Below are 18,647 nucleotides of genomic sequence, written 5' to 3'. Positions count from 1 at the left end.
TCTACGATTGAATTAAACGCACAAAGCCAAGCTGTAAAAAGCCTGGCTCAGAATGTATTTTATAAGAAACTTTTTTACTCAAAGTATTTTATTCTAAAATTTATAATTTAAACTTAGAGATAATGTTCTCAGTCTTTGTGGAGTGACTGTAGACCAACCTGTAAAGTATTTTTTATTGGCAATATTGTCCAGTTTCATTATTACTGAATATTTTTCAGCATTATAAGACAATGCCGCATTGAAAACAGCATAACTAGGAATTGCAAAAGTCCCGACTCCGGCTCTGTTTAATGTATATAATTCGCTTGCAGAATTGGCTCCGAAACCAATTCCTACATTTCTCAGAACTCCCTGCTGGATTTTATAGTTTGTCCAAAAGTTAAAAATATTTCTCGGTCCAGCTTCTTCAGGTCTGTACCCTACATAAGTATCGTCTCCTGCAACCACTTTGCTGTCATTAGAACTGAATCCTGCAATAACATTCAATCCTTCAATCGGGCTACCTACAACACTTATTTCGAAACCTTTACTTTCTACTTCTCCTTCCTGACTTATATCACGACCTGTTCCCATCAATTTGTTTTTAACTTTAATATCGTAGTAACTCGCTGTAACAGATAGTTTATCCTTGATTAAGCTTGCTTTAGTACCCACTTCCCACTGATTGGCCTGTTCCGGAGTAAAATAGCGGACTTCCTGTCCGGTAACATTTCCGGTTTGATCTGTAAACTGAACCAGTTGCGGCTCAACATTCTGGAATCCGTTCATGTAATTTGCAAAAACTGAAACCTTATCTTTTATCGGCTGATAAACCAATCCTAATTTTGGAGACAAAGTAGTAGTAGGCTCAGATTCTTCCGTAGCAAATGCCGTAGGGTTTCCTGTAAAATGATCAAGTCTTAAACTTAACATTGCAGATAAGTTAGGAAATATATTTATCACATCTGAAACATATGCACTGTAAATCTGTGCCGTCATTGTATTTATTTCCTGATTGGTTCCTGCAAGCGCATTATCTACAGCAGATTTATTTAAGTTTTGAAAAGATGTATCGGTTTGGTTTATTAAAGAAATTGTTCCGAATCCTGTCCAGCCCGTTCCTCCAATCAAAAATTCTCTTTGCAAGTAATCTAATCCGAATAAAAGTTTGTTTTTTACGCTTCCGATATTGAAGTTTCCTACAAAATTCTGCTGAATTCCTGTTGTATTGGTTTCTCCGTAAGCCTTCGTGATAAATCTTGTAAACTCATTTCCGTTGGAAGAATCCCATAAATATTGGTAGTAACCATCGGTTTTAGTATTACCTCTGGAAAGTATGGTACTTGATGTCCAGTTATCGGATATTTTATATTGAGCCTGTGCCTGAATATTGAAAGTAGAATTTTTGATATTCAGATCATTTGAAGTATACGATTTTTTGTAATTCTGCTCAAATAAATCAATAGAATTAAATGATAACGGACTGTATCTGCTTAAGAAAATCATGGGAGCATTGGCTACATCAGATTTTTTAATCTCAGTATTGATAAAGAAAGTAAATCTATCATTAGCGATAAACTTTAAGGAAGGATTTACATAAATTGATTCGCTGTATCCTGCATCCTGAAAAGAGTTTTGTTTTTGGTATGCTGCATTTACTCTTGCAAACATATTTTTTGCCACGGGAGCATTCACATCTGCTGTTACACGATTCAGACCATAAGTTCCGGTAACGTAACCTACTTCTCCCCCGAAATAATGATACGGTTTTTTGGTAATAACATTCAGAAGACCGCCGTAAGAAATTACGCTTCCTCCATACAATGTTCCTGAAGGTCCTTTTATAGCTTCAACTACCTCAATTCCGGCAGGATCTAATGTTCCGTTGTTAAAAGCCGGCATTCCATTGACAAGGTTAGGCTGTAAAGAAAACCCTCTCATTGAATAATATTCTCCTCCATCATTGCCTCTTCCCGTAGACTCCCAAAGTCTTGTAATTCCGGTAACGTTCTTCAAAGCATCGTTAAAATTGGTCACCACCTGCTCTTTGATTACATTTTTATTTACAGTATTGTAAACCTGCGGATTCTCAATATCTTTCAAAGGCATTTTGTTGGCAGACTGGCTGTCTTTTGACAAATATCCGATAACAACTACTTCATCAATATTCTTTGCATTAACAGAATCTTTTTCCTGTGCAACTGCTGCAACTGATCCCAAAATAGATATACATACCAAAACTTTCTTCATAGCATTAAAAACTTTTTGCAAATATATTGTTTTTAATTATTCTAAATTAACAAAATGAGTGATATTTGTCAGCCTGTTAAGATTTATTCCAAATAAAAAGTCCCGCTGAATAACTCAGCAGGACTTTTTTATTTATAGAAAATTAAATTTTATGCAGGAATTTCTCCTCTGTATAAAAATGAAATGATTTCTTTATTCATCTTATCTACCATTTCACTGAAAAGGTGGAAAGATTCCTGTTTATAAATTACCAAAGGATCTTTCTGCTCGTAAACGGCACCTTGCGAAGATCTTCTAAGGTCGTCCATTTCACGAAGGTGAAGCTTCCAGTTCTCATCAATAATAGATAATGTGATATTTTTTTCAAAATCATTGATCAAGCTGTCACACTGTGTTTCATACGCTTCTTTCAGATCAGTAACAATAGTTAATGTTTTGGTTCCGTCTGTAAAAGGAACCTGAATCATTTTGAACATAGAACCCTGATTCTGATATACATTTTCAATAATCGGGAATGATTTTTCCTTCAGAAGGTTAAGCTTCATATTGTAGTCATCCTGAGCTGCTTTGAAAAGAATATGGGTAAGCTCAGGAATTTGTTTTGATTTAAAATCATTTTCAGAAACCGGAGATTCCATGGTGAAGTTTTTGATGATTTCAAACTCAAAATCTTTATAGCTTCCTGCAATCTTTCCTTTAGAAACAATAGAATTTGCCACATCAAAAATCATGTTGGTAATATCGTATTTCAAATGATCTCCGAACAATGCATTCTTTCTTCTCTTGTAAATTACATCACGCTGCTTATTCATTACATCATCGTATTCCAACAATCTTTTTCTTACTCCGAAGTTGTTTTCCTCTACTTTTTTCTGCGCTCTTTCAATAGATTTAGAAATCATAGAGTGCTGAATTACTTCGCCTTCTTTATGACCCATTCTATCCATCATCTTAGCAATTCTTTCAGAACCGAATAAACGCATTAAATTATCTTCCAGAGAAACATAAAACTGCGAGCTTCCGGGATCTCCCTGTCTTCCGGCTCTACCTCTTAACTGTCTGTCCACACGTCTTGAATCGTGTCTTTCTGTACCAATAATTGCCAAACCTCCTGCTTCTTTTACTTCTTTAGAAAGCTTAATGTCGGTACCACGACCTGCCATATTGGTTGCAATCGTTACGACACCCGGCTGTCCTGCTCCTGCTACAATTTCCGCTTCTTTTTTGTGAAGCTTTGCATTCAGAACCTGATGCTGAATTTTTCTAAGTTGGAGTGCTTTTGATAATAACTGTGAAATCTCAACCGAAGTTGTTCCTACCAAAACAGGTCTTCCTGCTGCGGTAAGTCTTTCGATTTCTTCAATTACTGCATTATATTTTTCGCGGTTGGTTTTGTAAACCAAATCTTGTCTGTCATGTCTTTGGATTGGTCTGTTGGTAGGAATTACCACTACATCCAATTTATAAATCTGCCACAATTCTCCTGCTTCAGTTTCTGCTGTACCTGTCATTCCCGCCAGTTTGTTGTACATACGGAAATAGTTCTGAAGGGTAACTGTTGCAAAAGTTTGTGTAGCAGCTTCAATTTTTACGTTTTCTTTTGCTTCAATAGCCTGGTGAAGACCATCAGAATAACGTCTTCCTTCCATAATACGACCAGTCTGCTCATCCACAATTTTTACTTCACCATCAATCACCACATACTCATCATCTTTTTCGAACAATGTATATGCTTTCAGCAATTGGCTCATGGTGTGGACACGCTCAGATTTCTCAGCAAATTCTGAAAAAAGTTTTTCTTTAGCTTCAAATTCTTCTTCTTTAGATAAATTTTTAGCCTCCACTTCAGCAATTTCTGTTCCTATATCCGGTAATACGAAAAAGTTGGAATCAGAGTTTCCCTGAGACATGTATTCAACCCCTTTATCAGTCAAATCCACCTGATTGTTCTTTTCCTCAATAACGAAATAAAGATCTTTATCTACAATCGGCATATCACGGTTGTTGTCCTGCATATATTGAGATTCAACTTTCTGAAGCAATGCACGGTTTCCGCTTTCTGATAAAAATTTGATCAATTGTCTGTTTTTTGGAAGACCTCTGTAAGCCTGAAGCAGTTTGAAACCACCTTCTTTGGTATTCCCTGCAGCAATTAATTTTTTTGCCTCGTTAAAAATCGCAGAAACTGTTTTTTTCTGAACTTCAACAATTCTGTCAATAGATGGTTTTAGAACATCAAATTCTTGTCTGTCTCCCTGCGGAACAGGTCCGGAAATAATCAATGGTGTTCTTGCATCATCTACCAATACAGAATCTACCTCATCGACAATGGCAAAATTCAATTCTCTCTGAACCAGTTCTGTAGGAGAAGTCACCATATTATCTCTAAGATAATCGAACCCGAATTCGTTATTGGTTCCGTAAGTAATATCAGAATTGTATGCTTTTCTTCTTCCGTCTGAGTTAGGCTGATGATTATCAATACAGTCGATAGACATTCCGTGGAATTGGTACAATGGTCCCATCCAAGCCGAGTCTCTTTTCGCAAGATAGTCGTTAACTGTTACTACGTGAACCCCTCTTTCCGGAAGTGCATTTAAGTAAATCGGAAGTGTCCCTACTAATGTTTTACCTTCACCGGTTGCCATCTCCGCAATTTTACCGCTGTGGAGAATCACACCACCAATAAACTGAACGTCATAATGTACCATGTCCCATACTACGGGAGTTCCCGCAGCGTTCCATGAATTTTTCCATACAGCCTGATCGCCCTGAATTTCAATAAAATCTTTTCCTGCTGCAGCCAATTGCTGATCCCAGTCAGTCGCTGTTACACGGATTTCACCATTCTCAGCCCATCTTCTGGATGTTTCTTTGATCAAAGCAAAAGCTTCCGGCAATACCTGAGCTAAAACTTTTTCTTCAATTTCGTAAGAATCTTTCTTTAAAACCTCAATTTTAGAAAAAAGAGCTTCTTTTTCATCTACATTCTTAGAGTTTTTGATCTGCTCTTTAATTTGTTCTATCTGCGCCGAGATATTGCTTGTCGCTTCTTTTATTTTAGATTTGAACTCAGCAGTTTTCTCTCTCAAACCATCATCAGACAATTGCTGGATCGCTGGTTCAACGGCTTTGATTTTTGTTACAACTTTTTTTACTTCTTTTAGGTCCTGCGCTTTTTTGTCTCCCAAAAACCCTTTAAGAACTTTGTTTAAAAAACTCATAAATTTTTGCTTTATGCTTTAAGCGAAAATGCTTTAAGCGTTTTAATAACACTTAACGTGTAAATTGATATATAGAAAAGGTAATAAGCTTTAAGCGCGATGCCTAAAGCTTATCTGCTTTATTAATATTCGTCTTCGTTCCAAAGATAATCTTCATCTGTAGGATAATCACTCCAGATTTCATCAATTGCATCGTATATTTCACCCTCATCTTCAATTGCCTGAAGGTTTTCTACCACTTCCATTGGTGCACCAGTTCTGATCGCATAGTCGATAAGTTCTGCTTTTGTCATCGGCCAAGGTGCGTCGCTTAAATAAGAAGCTAATTCTAATGTCCAGTACATAATTTTTATTTTTTTGCAAAAGTATAAAAATAGGTTATATTATAAACTTTTTTATGACTTGATTTTCAATTCTTTTAATAAAATATTTATTGCTGGAAACTTTAAAGTACTACTACCAAAGTTTTTCCGGCGTATTGCTGTCATTTTCTCAAAAACCATTCCACAAATTTTTTTATGCCATTTTGGAAGTTTGTGACGGGTTTGTAACCAATTATTTTTTTTGCTTTTGCTATATCTGCACTGGTTTTCAGGACATCTCCCGGCTGTAATGGCAGATTTTTCCGGGTGGCAGTTTTACCTAGATTTTTTTCAATTTCAGAAAGCATTTCAGCTAAAGTAACGACTTCACTTTCCCCAAGATTAATAATTTCATAAACACCGGAATTTTTCTCAAGATAATGAGCAGATTTTAAAACACCTTCGATAATATCATCAATATAAGTATAATCTCTTGCGGTATTTCCATCGCCATAGAAAGGGACTTCTTTATTTTCAAAAATTAATTTTGTAAATTTATGGATAGCCAGATCAGGTCTTTGTCTAGGTCCGTACACTGTAAAAAACCGCAGCTGTATGATATCTATCTTATGTAAACTATGATATACATGACCTAAAACCTCCACACATTTTTTGGTTGCAGCATACGGCGAGATGGGATGATCAACATTATCATTTTCAGAGAAAGGAATTTTTTCGTTGTTTCCGTACACACTTGATGAGGATGCGCAGACAAATTTTTTAATCTGAAACTCGCAGCACAGCTCCAAAAGATTCATCGTTCCGCGGATGTTGACTTCTTCATATTCCAAAGGTCTTTCAATAGACGGACGAACACCTGCAAGAGCTGCCAAGTGGATGACCATATCTATTTTGTTTTCTCTGAAAATTTTTTCAAGTTCCGATTTATCCCGTATATCCTGAAAAAACAACTGGTAGTCTGAAGATTTTGTGAGTGCAGAAAGCACTTCTATATCTTTGGTCTTCTCGGTAAATTCAAATTGAAGATTTTTACCTAAAGATTCTAAAGTATTTTCAATTTTTATTTTATAATCATAGAAATCATCAAAATTGTCAATATTAATGACAGAATGTCCTTTTTTTAATAAATTTTCTATAAGATGGGAACCTATGAAACCGCTTCCTCCGGTAACGAGATATATCATTTGCTGATTTTTGTATGGCAAATTTATTAATAATACTTGAATTTTTGTTTTTATCCTTGTAATCCTTCAATTATTTCATAAATAATTATTAGCTATCTTTAATTTAATATTTATTATAAGTTTTAAAAACTCAATTTGCTTTAAAAAAATAAAATTTGGATTGAAACTAGATTTTAAATATTTAAAATCCGTTAAGAAAGTTATACAAATCATCTTCGGGTTTTAGCCCTAGTTTTTTTCTCAGTCTTGATCTGCTGACGTTGATGCTTGACGGAAGAACTTGGAAAATATCTGCCATTTCTTTTGAGTTTAAACCAATTCGAAGATAGGCACAAAGCCGCAGCTCATAAATAGAAAGATTAGGAAACCTGACTTTCATAGATTTGAAAAACTCCTGATGCAGCTCATCCATTTGAATTTCAAAAGTATGATCTTCAGTATGAAGATACTGATTGAGCATTCTGCGGATTTCTCCTAACCTGATTTTAGAGATATTAGGGGTATCTTCTATCTCTTTTATTTTGGAGTTAATCGTAGAAAGTATTCTGTTTTTATCTTCATCATCTTTTGCTTTGGTAGCTAACTCAATGGTTTTCCTGCGAACTTCCTCTTTCAGATTTTGTTGTTCTTTATCCATTTGTTTTTGCTTGGCTATCAATATTTCCTCACGGTGTTTTTCAGCCTGTTGTCTCAGAGATTCCCGTTGTTTTTTAAGGAAATCATACGCTTGTTTTTTCAGTTTGTTCTGATGATGTTTTCTCAAAAAATAAAATGCAGTAATAAGTAATAATCCATATAAAATATAACTGTATAGGGTTCTGTACCAAGGCGGTTTAACGGTGAAATCAAATCTTTTTACTGCGGAAACAACATTTCCTTTTCTGGCTTTAACCTGAAGTGTGTAGTCGCCTTCTTTGAGATCTAAAAAATCAGCCTCATTTTTAGTATTCCAAGACGACCACTCCTCTGAAAAGCCCTGTAGATAATACTGATATTCTACCTCTTCTTCATTAGGAATTATAAAACTAAAACGAAAATTATTATATTTATAACCGATACTTTGTTGCTGATGTATTGCCGTTTCATGATGATTATTAAAAGCCTGAGCTTTTCTGAAAACTAAATCTGCCACAAAGTTTACTTTTTGGTACTGTCTTTTTTCTATTGCGAAACCATTGTAAACAGGGTAAAAATTGTATTCTGATGAAATTTTTTTAGGGAAATAAAATCCGGGAAGCTCTTCTTTAATAACCGCACGATTGATCTTATCTTCCGTTAATTCAAATTTTTTCTTCACCACATTATATTGATAAGCATGAGTGGCAGTCACAATCTGTATTTCTCCCTTATTTTTAAATATTTTAGGGAAATTTCCTTCAAACTCTGAATCCAGAAAAATTTTTCTGTTTATAGGGTTAAAATGTTGATCTAAATTGGTTCTTATGATCCCATAATTGGGAATATTGATCCAGATTGTCTGGTCGTTTTCGATCTGAATCTGGCTGATTGCTCCGAGAATGTATTTCATATTTTTTACAAATCTCAATCTGCCGTTTTCTTTTTTATAAATAGAAATTCCTTTATAATTTCCCGTCAATACATAATTATTTCTAAAAGAAACTATTTGGGAAACACCATATTCGTCATTGATTTTCTGGAGTACATTATCTTTTACTAAAAACAATCCTTTATCATGACCGCAATACATATTTCCGTCAATCTTTTCTAAAGACCAGACCTGTCCATCAGAACCTTTGATAAGGTTAAAAGGCAGATTTTTTTGATTATTTCCAAAATTATTCCCGTCAGCAGAATATAAGCCTTGATTGGAACCCAGAAAAAAAGTGTTTCCATTAATAAGAGCAGTATATCCTGTCCCAAAATCACCATTAACACTATAAAAGTAAGAAATACTGCTGCTTATGTCTATAGAAGCAATTCCGTAATCCAAACCAAGCCATAGTTTGCCGTTTTTTTGATAAAAAAGAGAAAGAATAGTGTTGTTGGGTAAGCCTTTATTTTTATTAATATGCTGAACAATTTTTCCGTTCAGATCTGTAATATAAAGTCCATCGGTAACTGTTCCAAAAGCTAAATATTTATCCGCAATTAAAGCAAAGCTGAAGACTTTATTTTTTTCAAGGAAAGAATTGACCTCCGAAGGAATTGGTATAATTTTCTTTTCTGAAATTTTAAAAATCCCATGGTTTTTAGTGATAATTCTAAGTCTGTTTTCATGTTTGAAAACTCCCGCTATCTCTAATTGGGTATTTTCGGGGTAAGAACAGATTAAATCCAGTTTTTTTCCATCAAATAGAAACAATCCCTTCCTGTCGTCTGCAAGGTAAAGCAGTCCATTTACGAAAAAACTGTCTGTAAATCTTACCGGAGCTGGTATTTTAGAAATTTTGTCTTGATACAAAATATATAAATTCTGATGCGAAATAAAAACAATCTCATTTTTTATCTGATATGTTCCCCAGAATTCTTCTGTAATTCCGTTGGTATTTTTCCGATAAGGGTAAAGTGAGGTATAAGAAAACTTTTGGAATTTGTCTTTTTTGTAAACGCCAAAATCCATATCCGCACCAACATATATTATAGAATCATTTGCAATATGAAGAGATCTTGTATATCCTTTATAGTTTCTAAACCGTTTCCAGTTCTGACCGTCAAATTCCAAAACACCGTTTTCAGAGGCCATATAGACCAGTCCGTTATCTGCTGCATTTATTTCCCAGATTTTACCGTGATTGCCGTAATCTTTAGGCAGATAATTCTGGATAAAAGGCAAGCCTATGTTTTGAATGCTTTGTGAATAAATTAAAGCAAACAATAAACACAATAAACAGCTAAGAAGTCTTTTCACCATCAAATCAAAAATAACGAATTAAAATGGAAAAGCCCGCCAAATATGACGGGCTTTAAAAAAAATAATATAATTTAGTTAATAATAAGCTTAGAAGACTGTATTTCTCCTTTTTCGTTCGCTGTTTTTAGAATATAAACCCCTTTAGTAAGACCATCTGTTTTCACTGCATTTTCAACTGCTGTTTTCACTTTCTGACCAGTCATATTATAGATCTCCAAAGACTTTACATTTCCATCTACTGTTACCAATTCCCCAGCTTTTACAGGGTTAGGATATACTCTTGCATCTTTTTTAGTTTGAATATCTTTTACACCTAAAGTTCCGTTTTTATAAAAATAAATGTTGTCTACATAAACAGTTCCGAGGTTACTCGAAATCAAAAACTGATATAAAGAATTTCTGATTTGTCCGCCAGGAATATTAAAATCGGTAATCGGAACATCAATAGAAACCCATGTTCCTGTGGTTGAAGGTAAATGATTCAATAAAAATGATGAAGTTTCTCCTGCTTGAGCAGCATGGTTTGACCATTTAGGATTGAATACTTTTCCGACTAAGTCTGTACCTGCATCTATAAAATAATCCATATGAAAATGCGTCATTGCAGTAGCATCTGTATAATTGGCAAGCTGCACTCCTAAAAAGTTGGTAAAAGTAATTTTTTTAACAGCATTTCCGGAAACTGTAATATCCTGGATGTTAGAATCATCCCACGAAGTAGACCATTCCGAAACTGGAACATTAGTATACGCTTCGCTAAAGAAAGAAATTACATCAGAAGCAGCTCTTGCCGGTGGAGTCGGAGCCGCCATTGAAGGACCAGAAACAGTATAGTTTACCGTATACGTTTTAGTTGTTGTTCCGTTTTGTGCAGTTACAACTACTGTTGCTGTTCCGGGAATAGAATTGGCTTGCGTAATGACTTTTGTCGCATTGGCATTGGCTGTTGTTGCTGCAGTAATTTGTGGAATAGCAGTAGTGCCTTGCGGAAACTGTACAGAATAAGTTGTGATTGCAGAACTGAATCCGGCAACAGTAGTTCCGTTAACTTTCAGATCGCTTAAAGTGGTATCTGCTGTAGGATCTACGGGACTTTTCCAGAAATAGATATTATCTAAATAAACTGCAGAAGGTGTAGTTCCTGACTGACCATCAAATTTTAACTGAAAAACAGAGTCCCAAGTCATTCCTGTAAAAGCTGACTTTGGTAAATCAACACTGTTCCAGCTTCCCGCAGTCAAGGGTACATTAACCAAAAATTCTCCTGCTCCGGTTCCGTTATTGATAGGAGAAACCTTCAATATTGCACCTGAAGTATTTGACCAGACATCTATATGCAAAAATTCCATTGAAGCTGCATTTTGTGTCGAAAGCTCTGTACCCTGATAATTAAAATTAGAATATAACAATACATTATTCCCCGAACCGGAAACGGGAACAAATGTTGTATTTACGGTACCTGTCTGTCCCCAATTGGGGTTATAATTAGTAGCCACATTCGTGTATGCATCACTAAATATAGAGATTACATTAGCCGGCAAACGAGTCGGTGTAGGCGCATTGGTTGTTGGCTGGGAAAAGCCAAGCGCAAATGCCATCAACATTAGAAAAAGAGATAAATTTTTCATTTTATAAAAATTTAAGGATTAGTATTATTGTTAATTGTTAACAACTATTTTTTTATTAATTGATGAGAGTTTGTTCCCATTGAATTTTTAATTTTAATTAAATAATTTCCTGAAGGATAAGAAGTCATATCTATTTCAGTATTCGCTTTGATATTTTTTTCTAACAATTTTTTACCCGAAAAATCAAACACTGTAACAGTATTTTTATTTTCTGATAATTTTAAATTCAAGATATTTTCGAAAGGATTGGGATAGACAAGTTCTTTGGTTTTTAGAAAATCTTCTACTGTCAGAGAATTACACGCATCACCAACTACATAAGAATAGTATTTGGTTACGGACAAACCTCCTGCATAAGCAAATTTTACGGCGTAATTGATGGTAGAACCAATCGTTTGTCCGGTAATCGTAAGCGTAAATTTTTTTCCAGAAACATTGGTCATTGGTGTTTCGGTGAAAGGCGTTTGTTTCCATAAATAGGCGACAACGCCCATTTTATCGATGTCTAAAAGTTCGAAAGTAATTTTCACGTCAGTTCCAATGGTTTGGAAACCATATTTATAACCCGTAGAAAATGCACCTTGCGAAGCCAAAGTTGACGTTCCGTGGCAAGCGGTATTGACGTTGGAAAGTGTAGTTGCTGACAAAGGAATGGGATTATTTGCAGCCATATTTCCTGCGGCATCGCTTGCTGTTACATTAAAATTATAGGTTGTAGTAGGGCTCAATCCGGAAATAATTACCGATTTTGGTGTTCCTGAAGTTCCGTAAACAGTTTGGGTAACTCCGCCAGAAATTTGGTAGGTAATCGCTCCCAAATTATCCGTCGCATTCAAAATTAATTCAACGGAATCGCCTGTAATTGTACCTAATGTTGCGGTAAATTGAGTGGGTGCAATAGTATCTGGGGTGGTGTTTTGATAAACTCTTACATAATCTATAATCATCGAAGCATCGGTAAATGTGGAAGGAATGTTTCCTGCAACGCCGCCCATTGCAATATTGAGCAACAAATACTGCTCTTTATCGAAAGGCCAGGTTGATGCGTTTTTTACTGAAGGATTGTAGGTGTAATAAGCCACTCCATCCAATAAAAAGGTAATTTGGTTCGGTGACCAGTTCATCGAATAAATGTGATAATTATTTGAAATATCCGAAGAAGCCAACATTCCGCCGTGGTTGACAGAACTTCCGGACGAAGACGGTGTATGCAACGTACTTTGAATGAAATTGGCAGGAGCAGATGGAAAAATTCCGTATTCCATCATATCAATTTCTCCGCAGGCCGGCCAATTGGTATTTCCGAAAGTAGAGGCGAAAAATCCGCCCGGTTCATTTACATTTTTTCCTAAAAGCCAGATAGCAGGCCACGATCCCTGGTTTTTTGGAACTTTTGCTCGTACATCTACTCTACCATATTTAAAAGCAAATTTTGAATTGAGACGTGCAGAAGTGTAATTTTTGGTAAATCCTTGATCGGTAAAAACTTCTTTTTTGACAACAATGTTCAGTTCACCATTGTTGGCGAAAGAATTGGTAATGTGATTGGTGTAATGCTGCTGTTCATTATTGTACCAACCTCCTGCGACTGGTAATTGGGTCTGATGAAACCATTTGGTATTATCAATGGCTCCGTTGGTAGAAAACTCATCGGACCAGACCAGATCATTATACACCACATCGACCTGCGCCAAATAGAGTGTACTGAAAAGGAATAGAACGATATGGTGTAATTTTTTAATCATAATATTTTAATTTTTAAATAATGCTTTTATTTCTAACATTGAATCTCTCGCAGCCCGACTTGAGTGGAGCTCTTTTTGTGAGGAGGGACGACGAGGAAAAAAGCGGGAACGGAAGGCGGATTAAGCTGCCCAAAAACTTCCATTAACCAACAATTGACAACCATCAATACTTCAGCTTCTCGTGCTTGTCCCAGATTCCCCAATATGCGCCGACTTCGCCTTCTGAACCGGCTTTCCAACTTTCATCGAAAGAAGAAAAATAGAAACAATCGATTTCCTCGTCCATACACCACAATTGGGTGTTGATGAAGTAGTTCAAGGCGTTTTCTGGGGACGGAAAGGCACCTTTCAAATCTTCGCCTTTGCTTGGCCAACCGGTTTCGGAGATGATAACCGGTTTTCCGCCTGCTGCATTTTTGGCTTGATGATACATTTGCTTCATATAATTAAGCGAATTTTCGGCGGGACAACTTTCCCAAAACGGGTAACAGTTTGCCAAAATAACGTCGCAAGCATCGGTAATTCTTGGTTTTATGGTAAATTCATAATAGGCATCTACATAGCCTACCGGAATTTCGGGGATTTCTTTTTTTACTCTGTTGATGAAATCCAGTAATTCGTCTTCAGTTAAATCTTTGCGGTACATTACTTCATTTCCTACGGCTGCAATGTCAACGAAACCTTCTTTTGCTAATTGTTTCAGTCCTTCCACTTCTCTTTCGTTGACTTCAGGATTATTTCCGAGCCACGCTCCAACCAAGGTTTTCATTCCGAATTCTTTGGCAATTTTCGGGATATGCTCGTTGCCTTCGGTGCAGGAAAACGAACGAACCCAAGACGTGTGTGGTTTCAGGATTTCCATTCTTCGGCGGACTTGTTCTTCGGAAATGATGTCGCCGGGTTTTTGTCCGTCTTCATACAAACTGAAACAAAATCCGTGAACACCGCCAAACAAAATTTCTCTGAACAAATCTTTTTTTTCGGTTTCGGTTTTTCCTTTGATGTAATTATCCTGATTTTGCTTGGGTAAGGATAAATATTGCTCTGCTCTGTATGACATTTTCTAAAGATTTTCTAATTGATTTTTCTTTATTCTACGTTTCTCAAGTTCTTTTTTAATCTTAGCAACTCGTTCTTCATTCAAACTGTAATTCCACATGATCCAAATGGCGATTCCTGCCGTTAAACTTGGGACAATGATGTCTGCAATTCTTAAATTGTGCATTGTTTCGGCTGCTTGTGTTGCTTTTCCGGCATCAAAACCTACCATGGATAAAATAACACCACCCAAAGCCAATGCGATGGACTGACCGATTTTTACCATCCACCAATACACGGCGCCAAAAGTTCCCTCTCTTCTTGGTAATCCGTTTCTGAGTTCATCTAAATCACAAACATCTGCCGTCATACTCATCATTAAAGTGAATAGTCCGCCCAAACCGAAAGCCATAAACGGAACTGGAAGTAAAAGAATTAATGGAATTTCTAATGATAATTTCACCACGCCAACTTGGAGAACAACATCTTTAAATAAAATCGTGGTATTTTCGTCCACCTCTACAAAACCCCACCATTTCAGGATATATCCGATGATGGAAATGAATGTTGAAATAATAAATGCGTTTCGCTTTCCGAATTTATTTGCCATCCATGAAACAATTGGAATGATGATCGTTGCCGTGCAAATAGCACCTAAAATTGAGAATATTGCAGGAACTGTTCCTGCCATTTCGTAACTTCCTTTAAACATATGAAAAACAATAATGAAATAACTGAATGATGCTACCATCTGGAATCCGTTGAACACTAAAAATGTAGCACCGCACAAACGCATAAAAGGAATGTTTTTGGTCATATTTTTCATATCCCTCCATAGAATCCCCAAATTGGCAGTCATATTTTTGAAGGTAATTTTCGCTTTACTGTCAGGATCTGAAACATCTTTCGCTCTACAAAAAAAGGCTGGTAAAATCCCGAAAAATAAACACGCAAAACCTACATAAATTGATAAGGTTCTTACGCCATCTGCTTGAGATTCAAATAAATCTTTATTGGCGATCAAAATCCAGAAAAGAGGAACAATCATCCAGGAAACCTGTCCCACCATATTGGCAATCCCCATCAATCGGGTTCTTTCTTTGGTATCCGAAGTCATTTCGTAACCCATTCCGATAAGCGGAGTTGAAAAAATGGTATTGGCAAAAATGAATAAAATAGAAAACAATAAGAAATACCAGAAATTGTACGTGGAACCGTTTTCTTCAAACATTTGCCACTGCACGACAAATAAGACTGATGCTAAAATAGCTCCCACAAAAATATAAGGTCTTCTTCTTCCCCATTTCGAAGTCGTATTATCTGTAATGAACCCCATAATCGGATCCGACAAGGCATCAAAAAACCTTGGAATTGCCGCCAATAAACCCGCAATGGCAGGTTCTATTCCGAAAGCAGTAATTAAGAAAAAAGAGAAAACACCCAACGCTCCGGGTAACAGATTATTCACTAAATGTCCTGCGCCAAAAGCGGCTTTTTGCAGCAATGGAACTCTTTCGCTCTGTTCTTCTATCTGTTGATGTATCATTTTGTAGTGTTTTTAATTAAAAAGTTAAATGAACCGTTTGCAATGCTTTTGCACTGATGCGAACCGGAATTTTTTGATTTTCTAAAGAAATTTCGATATTTTTTGTCTGTTCCGATGGATTGAAAACCACGACCGCAACTGAACCGTCGGGATTTTTGGCTGCCGTTACTTGTAATTCCCTATCGGGATTTTCAAAACCAATTCGTACAGCATCGGGACGAATGAATTTGCTGAAATGAGCCATCGTGTAGTACAAAGGCGTTACATACACTTCGTCTTTTTCAGGATCTACCAAAATCGGAGCGCCACACCAGTTTTTAAACCAATTCGGACCACCATTTTTGTCCAAAACCATATTCCAATCGATCCAGCCATCGACTTGATTGTTCAAGCAACCGATGATATCTCCTGCATAACGAAACACCGGAACATATTTCGGATGCAGATATTTTTCCTCTTCTTTCGCCCAGTCAAATCCCCAATCTGTCGCTTCTGCGCTCCAATACCACGAATCGTCTTTCCATTTCGGAATATCGCCGTCAATACAGGCTTCGGTTTGAATTAAGTGTTTTGACGGATTTTTCTGATGCGCATATTGTAGCTCGTCTTCAAAAATTTTATAAGTGCTGTCATACCAATGAATGGCTGTTCCTGCAAAATATTTGGAAGATTTTTCGGAGCGGTACATTTCGTCTACCCAGTTTTTAAGTTCAGAACGGTTTTGGTCGTAGCCGAAAATTTTCACGTTTCCGTAGCCGTCTTTTTCTAATTTTGGACCAAGGAAATTCTCCACAAAATCGGTCATTTCTTTTGGGGTAAGCAACATACTTTCCCAGTTTCCGCCGTTACCGTGCGGTTCGTTGATTACGGTAATTCCCCAGATCGGAATACCCAGTTTTTTATATTCAGTTAAATATTTTGAAAAATACAAAGCAAAGGTTTCGTTGTATTGTGTCAATAATTTTCCATTGATCCAAGAATTGTTATCCTTCATCCAAGGCGGTGAAGTCCACGGTGAAGCCAGTATTTTAAATCCGTTTTTGGAAATTTTTTGTGCTTCTTTAATCATCGGGATCAAATCGTCCATATCTTCCTGTACCGAAAAATATTTCAGTTCTTTATCGTCTGGAACCGGAGCATAAGTGTAATTTTTCAAAGAAAAATCGCAAGAAGCAATCGTGGTTCTGGTTAAAGAATAATTCGCCCCATCTTCGCCAAAATACAATTGCAATACTTTTCCCCGATTTTTTGGGCTTAATTTATTCAATAAATACGCTGAACTTTCGGTAAAAGCACCACCAAATCCCGTGATTCTTTGGAATTTCTGTTCAGGATTGAGTTTGATTTTGATTGAATTTTCAACAGGTTTTACCGCATCAATTTTAGTTAATTGATTTCCGCTTGCAGAGGTTTCGTAGATTTCTGCTTTCCACTTTTTTTGAGATTGACAACTCATCATCAAACTGATTATTAGGGCGATATGTAGGATTTTTGTTTTCATTTTTTATTTAATATTCTTTTGTCTTGAAATCAAAGATTCGACGTAGTCAAGCAAAAGAACCAAAAGTTCAAGACTGGAAACTCGGCTAAAATTTTAACGCCTCCGTTTCCTGAGTCGGTTCTCATATCGTTATTATCATTTCGTTTCCATCAATTGTTTTTCAAATTCTCGGTGTGGTGGCATTTCCAAACTATCCAACAATCGTTTTAGATTTCCGTTAAAGGTTTTCTGAATCGTGTTTCCGTCTCGTTTTAATTTTTTAAAAGTTCCATCATCTACCAAATTCCAAATCGCATATTTAGCGTTTCCTTCTACCGTAAACAATCCGAAATGATTTTCCGAACCGTTCGGATTTCCGGCATCTTTCCAAGGTTCATCAAAAGCTTCGAAATAGAAACAGGAAATTCCCGCTTCGTTTGTCCAATCGCGCATTTTATGGTAGAAAATTCCGGCTTTGTATTCGTCAACTGCTTTAGAATCGTTGCTTCCATACAACTCATTGGAAAAAGTTGCCCAACCGGTTTCGCCAATGTGAATCGGTTTTTCTACGCCCAAACTTTGCATGTATTTTTTCACCGCATTGTACTGCGACTTGGCATAATTCACGGAACGAGTCATCGCCAAATCCAATTGTTTTTCTTTGGAAAACTGAAATTCATCTTCCGAAATTCCCCAAAAAATCGGGTTGTAATGCGTGTCGTGCATCGGATAGGTGTGCATCGAAATGTAATCTACCGACTTGATCAACTCTGTTAATTGTGGAGTGTGATATTCTTCTGAACCGCCTCCCCAAGACGCAAAATTGTCCGAACTGGTAATCCAAAGGTCTTTTGGAAGTTCGTCTTTTTTCTTTAAATCCTGCAAATGATCCACCCATTTCAAAATCACGGAAGGCTGCACGTAATACGCCGTTGCCCATTTTACCATCGCTTCGTTTCCTACTGCAATCACTTTAATGATTTCCGGATATTCGTTCGCCAATTCTACTGCATGTGCAATTTCGGCAGCGTTTCTTTCGCTTTCCTCATAATGATTCGGTTCAAAACCGGTCCACGCATTTTTACAGTCGATCCACGCTCCCAACATCACGTACATTTCAAATTCAGGATTTTTCTGACGCAATTCTTTAATTGCATTCAATACATTTACCGCTTCCGGAAGATGCACATTGTACGTTCTGATGATTTTCACATCCATCGCCGAAAGAATTTTCATATCTTCTTTCAACTGCGAAACGGTAGGTTGCACGCGTCTGGAATTGGTTCGGTAACCGCCGTAAGACATCGCTAAATCGTTAAGATTTCCTAAAATTTCGGATGCACTTTTATGTTTGATTGTGTTTTGCATACTGTTACAA

Annotated in this window: 11 protein-coding genes; all 11 read right to left on the bottom strand. The window is 36.5% G+C overall.

What is annotated here, in order from left to right; translation table 11 throughout:
- Positions 1 to 93: 93 nt before the first annotated feature.
- The 11 genes from FOL89_RS02995 to FOL89_RS02945 all read right to left on the bottom strand — a co-directional run bounded on the left by FOL89_RS02995 (position 94) and on the right by FOL89_RS02945 (position 18,637).
- Entirely contained in the window at positions 94 to 2,229 is a 2,136-nt protein-coding gene (locus FOL89_RS02995; protein WP_144281366.1) for a TonB-dependent siderophore receptor, read from the bottom strand.
- 149 nt (positions 2,230 to 2,378) lie between these two features.
- On the bottom strand, positions 2,379 to 5,453 hold the full coding sequence (secA, locus tag FOL89_RS02990) for a preprotein translocase subunit SecA (RefSeq protein ID WP_144281365.1): 3,075 nt from the start codon (positions 5,451 to 5,453) through the stop codon (positions 2,379 to 2,381).
- Between the two features lie 122 nt (positions 5,454 to 5,575).
- Positions 5,576 to 5,797 (bottom strand): DUF2795 domain-containing protein, encoded by a 222-nt coding sequence (locus FOL89_RS02985; RefSeq protein WP_027382805.1) that lies wholly within the window; start codon positions 5,795 to 5,797, stop codon positions 5,576 to 5,578.
- Positions 5,798 to 5,937: 140 nt separating this feature from the next.
- The gene (locus tag FOL89_RS02980; RefSeq protein WP_144281364.1) at positions 5,938 to 6,960 is read right to left on the bottom strand and encodes a GDP-mannose 4,6-dehydratase; all 1,023 of its coding nucleotides are present in this window, start codon (positions 6,958 to 6,960) and stop codon (positions 5,938 to 5,940) included.
- Between the two features lie 181 nt (positions 6,961 to 7,141).
- On the bottom strand, positions 7,142 to 9,754 hold the full coding sequence (locus FOL89_RS02975; RefSeq protein ID WP_185146895.1) for a triple tyrosine motif-containing protein: 2,613 nt from the start codon (positions 9,752 to 9,754) through the stop codon (positions 7,142 to 7,144).
- Between the two features lie 149 nt (positions 9,755 to 9,903).
- Positions 9,904 to 11,460, bottom strand: a complete 1,557-nt coding sequence (locus FOL89_RS02970) for a T9SS type A sorting domain-containing protein (RefSeq protein ID WP_144281362.1) — start codon at positions 11,458 to 11,460, stop codon at positions 9,904 to 9,906.
- Positions 11,461 to 11,504: 44 nt separating this feature from the next.
- Positions 11,505 to 13,205, bottom strand: coding sequence for a family 16 glycosylhydrolase (locus FOL89_RS17485; RefSeq protein ID WP_185146894.1), 1,701 nt, complete (start codon positions 13,203 to 13,205; stop codon positions 11,505 to 11,507).
- Positions 13,206 to 13,368: 163 nt separating this feature from the next.
- Positions 13,369 to 14,265 carry a glycoside hydrolase family 17 protein gene (locus FOL89_RS02960; RefSeq protein ID WP_144281361.1) on the bottom strand — a complete coding sequence of 299 codons (897 nt, stop codon included), beginning with the start codon at positions 14,263 to 14,265 and terminating at the stop codon, positions 13,369 to 13,371.
- A gap of 3 nt (positions 14,266 to 14,268) precedes the next feature.
- Positions 14,269 to 15,789, bottom strand: a complete 1,521-nt coding sequence (locus tag FOL89_RS02955) for an MFS transporter (RefSeq protein WP_144281360.1) — start codon at positions 15,787 to 15,789, stop codon at positions 14,269 to 14,271.
- A gap of 16 nt (positions 15,790 to 15,805) precedes the next feature.
- Positions 15,806 to 17,290, bottom strand: a complete 1,485-nt coding sequence (locus tag FOL89_RS02950) for a glycoside hydrolase family 30 protein (protein WP_144281359.1) — start codon at positions 17,288 to 17,290, stop codon at positions 15,806 to 15,808.
- A gap of 135 nt (positions 17,291 to 17,425) precedes the next feature.
- Positions 17,426 to 18,637 carry a glycosyl hydrolase family 17 protein gene (locus tag FOL89_RS02945; RefSeq protein WP_144281358.1) on the bottom strand — a complete coding sequence of 404 codons (1,212 nt, stop codon included), beginning with the start codon at positions 18,635 to 18,637 and terminating at the stop codon, positions 17,426 to 17,428.
- Between the last annotated feature and the right edge of the window lie 10 nt (positions 18,638 to 18,647).

Source organism: Chryseobacterium echinoideorum (assembly GCF_007474535.1).
Taxonomy (GTDB): Bacteria; Bacteroidota; Bacteroidia; order Flavobacteriales; family Weeksellaceae; genus Chryseobacterium; species Chryseobacterium echinoideorum.
The sequence above is the reverse complement of the archived record's forward strand: the minus strand, read 5'-3'. Positions and strand labels throughout refer to the sequence as shown.